The organism is Actinomycetota bacterium (assembly GCA_005774595.1).
GTDB lineage: Bacteria > Actinomycetota > Coriobacteriia > Anaerosomatales > D1FN1-002 > D1FN1-002.
The window spans coordinates 1-4,309 of record VAUM01000160.1 but is presented as its reverse complement, the minus strand read 5'-3'; the positions used below and the strand labels follow the sequence as shown (position 1 = coordinate 4,309).

5 protein-coding genes are annotated in these 4,309 nt (G+C 72.5%); all 5 read right to left on the bottom strand.

What is annotated here, in order from left to right; translation table 11 throughout:
- On the bottom strand, positions 1 to 519 hold a 519-nt coding region (cysE, locus tag FDZ70_06975; protein TLM75313.1), incomplete at its 3' end, for a serine O-acetyltransferase.
- Positions 520 to 628: 109 nt separating this feature from the next.
- Positions 629 to 1,111: a 2-C-methyl-D-erythritol 2,4-cyclodiphosphate synthase gene (locus FDZ70_06970; protein TLM75312.1), complete on the bottom strand. Its 483-nt coding sequence runs from the start codon at positions 1,109 to 1,111 to the stop codon at positions 629 to 631.
- Complete coding sequence (gene ispD, locus FDZ70_06965; GenBank protein TLM75311.1) at positions 1,104 to 1,805, bottom strand: 2-C-methyl-D-erythritol 4-phosphate cytidylyltransferase; 702 nt, start codon at positions 1,803 to 1,805, stop codon at positions 1,104 to 1,106. The genes FDZ70_06970 and ispD overlap by 8 nt, the downstream gene beginning before the upstream one ends.
- Positions 1,802 to 2,854 carry a hypothetical protein gene (locus FDZ70_06960; GenBank protein TLM75310.1) on the bottom strand — a complete coding sequence of 351 codons (1,053 nt, stop codon included), beginning with the start codon at positions 2,852 to 2,854 and terminating at the stop codon, positions 1,802 to 1,804. Before FDZ70_06960 ends, ispD begins: the two co-directional genes overlap by 4 nt.
- A gap of 138 nt (positions 2,855 to 2,992) precedes the next feature.
- Positions 2,993 to 4,051, bottom strand: coding sequence for a DNA integrity scanning protein DisA (gene disA, locus FDZ70_06955; protein ID TLM75309.1), 1,059 nt, complete (start codon positions 4,049 to 4,051; stop codon positions 2,993 to 2,995).
- Positions 4,052 to 4,309: the final 258 nt, after the last annotated feature.

The window sequence follows — 4,309 nt, the reverse complement described above, 5'->3', positions numbered from 1 at the left end:
CCTGCCTTCGCGCACCACGACACGTCCGGGGATGCCGACAACGGTGCAGTTGGGCGGTACGTCCGTGACGACCACGGCACCGCCGCCGACTCGCGTACCCGCGCCGATGGTGATATCTCCGAGCACGGCGGCGCCGACCCCAACCACCACACAGTCCTCGAGGGTGGGGTGCCGCTTGCCACGCGCCTTTCCGGTGCCGCCGAGGGTCACTCCCTGGTAGAGCGTGACGTCGTCCTTGATCACCGTGGTCTCGCCGATGACGACGCCCATCCCGTGATCGATGAAGAAGCGCCGCCCGACCTGCGCGCCCGGGTGGATCTCGATGCCGGTGCGGAAGCGGACGCGCTGCGAGAGCCACCGCGCCACGCCGCGGTGCCCGCCTTGCCACAATGCGTGCGTGACGCGATGCCACCAGATGGCGTGCAGGCCCGGGTAGTTGATGAGCACCGACAGCGCCGAGGTCGCGGCGGGATCGCGCTCCTTGACGGCGGTGATGTCCTCTCGGATGCGAGCGAACATGGGTGGCGGTCTCCGGCCTCCTCGGCCTGTTCGGGCACCTAAGCAGTGCGGACAGGATAGCACTCGGCGGGCGGGCCGCCGGGGGCGCCGGGCGGGCGCGACCTGCCCGTCAGCCGCGCTCGAGCAACACGACGGCCTGCGCCGCGACGCCCTCCCCACGGCCGGTCGCGCCGAGGCCCTCGGTCGTCGTCGCCTTCACGCCGATGCGCTCGACGTCGACGCCGAGCGCCGCCGCCATGCGCGCGCGCATCTCGTCGCGGTACGGCGAGACCTTCGGCTGCTCGAGGACGAGAACGCAATCGGCATCGGCGAGCGCCCAGCCCGCCTCGCGCACCAGTGCGCCCACGCGCGCGAGCAGGTCCATGCTGTCGGCGCCGGCGTAGGCCGGGTCGGTGTCGGGGAAGTGCGCGCCGATGTCTCCGGCGCGCAGCGCGCCGAGTAGGGCATCCATGAGCGCGTGCGCGAGCACGTCCGCGTCGGAGTGGCCGAGCAGGCCGCGGTCGTGCGGGACGGTCACGCCGCCCAGCACCAGCGCGCGGCCCTGGGCGAACGCGTGGACGTCGTAGCCCAGCCCAATGCGCAGCTCACCCACGGCGCGCCTCCAGGACCGCCTCGACGACCGCGATGTCCTCGGCGGTCGTGACTTTCACGTTGTCGCGCGGGCCCTCTACGACGCGCACGACGCGCCCGATGCGCTCGAGCAGCGAGGCGTCGTCTGTGCCCTCGAACCCGTCGCGGGCGGCGGCGGCGTGCGCCTCGCGGAGCGCCGGCGCCCGGAAGGCCTGCGGCGTCTGGACCGCCCACAGCCGCGAGCGGTCGGGCGTCTCGAGCACGACGCCGTCCGCGACCACCTTCACGGTGTCCGACGACGGGTGAGCGATCACCGCGCCGTCGCACGCGGGCTCGGCGGCGAGCGCGGCGAGCGTACGCGACGCCAGGTCCGACGTGGCCAAGGGCCGTGCGCCGTCGTGCACGACCACGGCCTCCGCATCCGCCCGCACCGCCGCGAGCCCCGCGGCCACGGAGAGGCGACGGGTCTCGCCACCGGCGACGACCGCCAGCGGCTTGCCCGCGCTCGCGGCCACGTCCGCAACGGCCGCGGCGTATTCCTCGACGCGATCGGGGTGGCAGACGACCACGAGCGACGTCACCTCGGGGCAGGCCGCCATCGCCGCCACTGCATACGACATCACGGGGCGGCCGGCGAGCAGCGCGGTCTGCTTGCCGCCCTCGCGTCCGAACCGCGACGCGGCGCCACCGGACACGATGATCGCGACGGCGTTCACACGACCGCCTTGAACCTCGCGAAGATCATCCGGCCCGTCGAGGTCTGCAGCACCGAAGTCACCTCGGTGTCCACCTCGGCGCCGACGTGTTCCACGCCGCCATGCACCACGACCATCGTGCCGTCCTCGAGGTAGCCGACGCCCTGCTCGGGCTCCTTGCCCTCACGGATGATGCGCAGACGGATGTTCTCGCCGGGCAGGTGGGCCGGTCGCAGCGCCGCTGCCATCTCGTTGACGTTGAGCACGGTCACGCCCTTGACCCGCGCTGCGCCCGTGAGGTTGTAGTCGACCGTGACGAGCGTGCCGCCCGAGTCGATCGCGAGACGCTCCAGCTTGTGGTCCACGTCGCCGATCTGGGAGTAGTCGGCCTCGAAGACCTCGACGCGCAGGTCGCCCTCGCGCATCGTCTGCAGCAGGTCGAGGCCCCGGCGGCCGCGGGCGCGGCGAACGTCGTCCGCGGAGTCCGCGAGAGTCTGGAGCTCGGCGACGACGAAGCCGGGCACGAGCAGCTCGCCCTCGAGGAACCCGGCGCGGCGCATCTCGGCGAAGCGGCCGTCGATCACTGCGCTCGTGTCGAGGAACTTGCGCGGTGCGCCCGCAGCAGCCCCGGACCCGCCCGCGAGCCGCGGGAAGGCGTGCGCCGCGTCGGCGCGGCGCACGAGTGCGAGGCGCATCCCCGCCCACGCGCACAGACCGGAGATGAGCAGGATGACGCCGACCGCGAGCGACTGCGGCTGGATGTAGCGCAAAGGCAGCGACAGGAAGACCGCGACGATCAGGCCGACGAGCAGGCCGACTATGCCGAGCAGCAGATCGACGGCCGCGATCTCACGGACGCGCTCCTCGAGACGGCGGAAGACCGCCTCGACCTCACGACCGATGATGCCACCGAGGATGAACCCGACCGAGCCACCGAGAACCACGAGGATGAAGAGGACGTAGTAGGGTGAGTAGCTGGTCTGTTCGGTCCAGTCGACGGCCTGCGACACCGTGAATCCGCCAAGCGCGCCCGCAAGGAATGAAAGGAAGCGGGTGACCTGGACGATCATGTGGGGCGTTCGCGACTACCGCGAGCGCATCCACCTCCCTCCGCTATGACGGCCACAGATGATGGAAGATGCGCCCGATTCTACCACCCGAGCGGTGTTCCGGCGGGTGGTGAGCGTCCGGAGGGCTCCCGACGCGCCCTACTGCAGCGCGTTGCGGCGCAACCGGCGCAGGCCCTCGGCGATCGACCGCGCCCGCCGCATGCCCACACCGTCGACGTCGTCGAGCTGGTCCTCGGTGGCCCCCATCAGGCCCGGGACCCCGCCGAACCGCTCGGCGAGCCTCGTCATGACCGCCGCCGGCAGCATCGGGATGCGGCGCAAGAGGCGGTAGCCGCGCGAATGGAGGTGCTCCTCGGTCGCCTTCGCCGCCGACGGGTAGCCGAGCGCCGCGGCGATGGCGTCCGGGTCCAGCAGCGCCTCGCCGTCGAGCGCGGCGACCGCGGCGCGGACCTCGGCGATGTCGGCGGCGGGATCGTACGCATAGTCGCGCAGCAGGTTCACGTACTCGTCGGCGACGCCCTGCGAGAGCTCGTCGGCCTGCAGGCGGATGAGCCGGCCCTCGCGGCCGAGGCGCACGATGTGGCGGCGGACCTCGGCGGAGACCCGCACCGTCATCTCGAAGCGGCGGATGACGGACGCGACGTCGCCGAAGCTGACGAGGTCCTCGAACTCGAGCGCGAGAAGGCGGGCGCCGACCTCGTCGAGGCGGGCGCGGTAGCGCAGCAGCGTCTGGAGCGCCTGGTCGGCCTTGGCGAGCGCGACCTCGATGGTGTCGAGCGTCGCCTTGGTGCCGCAGACGTAGACGCTGACGATGGCGCGCCTGCGGGAGATGGACACGACGAGTGCGCCGGTCTGCTTGCTCACGCGCTCGGCGGCGCGGTGCCGCATGCCGGTCTCGGAGGTGGGGATCGACGCATCGGGCACGAGGTGGACGTTCGCGCGCAGGATGCGCGAGCACAAGCCGTCGAGCACGATCGCGCCGTCCATCTTGGACAGCTCGAAGAGACGCTGCGGCGTGAAGTCGATGCCGATGCCGAATCCGCCGCCACAGACCGGGGCGACCTTCTCCTCGTCGCCGATGACGACGATGGCGCCGCCGTGCGCGGCGATGACGTCGTCGATGCCCTCGCGCAGCGGCATGCCGGGCGCCAGCAGTTCGAGGGCGTCCTCGATGCAGTCGAAGCGCAGGTCGTCCATGCGGTCCGTCCCGTCAGTGTGTCGGCGGCGGGGCGTGCGGCGAGCGGCGATGTGCTCCCGTGCATGGATATTCCCATGCGCGGGCGGCGGGGCGCTAGCCGATGCGCGTGAGCGCCTCGGCCAGCGAGGCGATGCCGATGCGCTCGCAGCCGGCCACGGGCGCGTCGCCGGCGCCGTGCGCGGGCGAGAGCACACGCGCGAACCCCATGCGCGCCGCCTCGCGGCAGCGCGCCTCGGCGTGCGCGACCGGGCGGACCT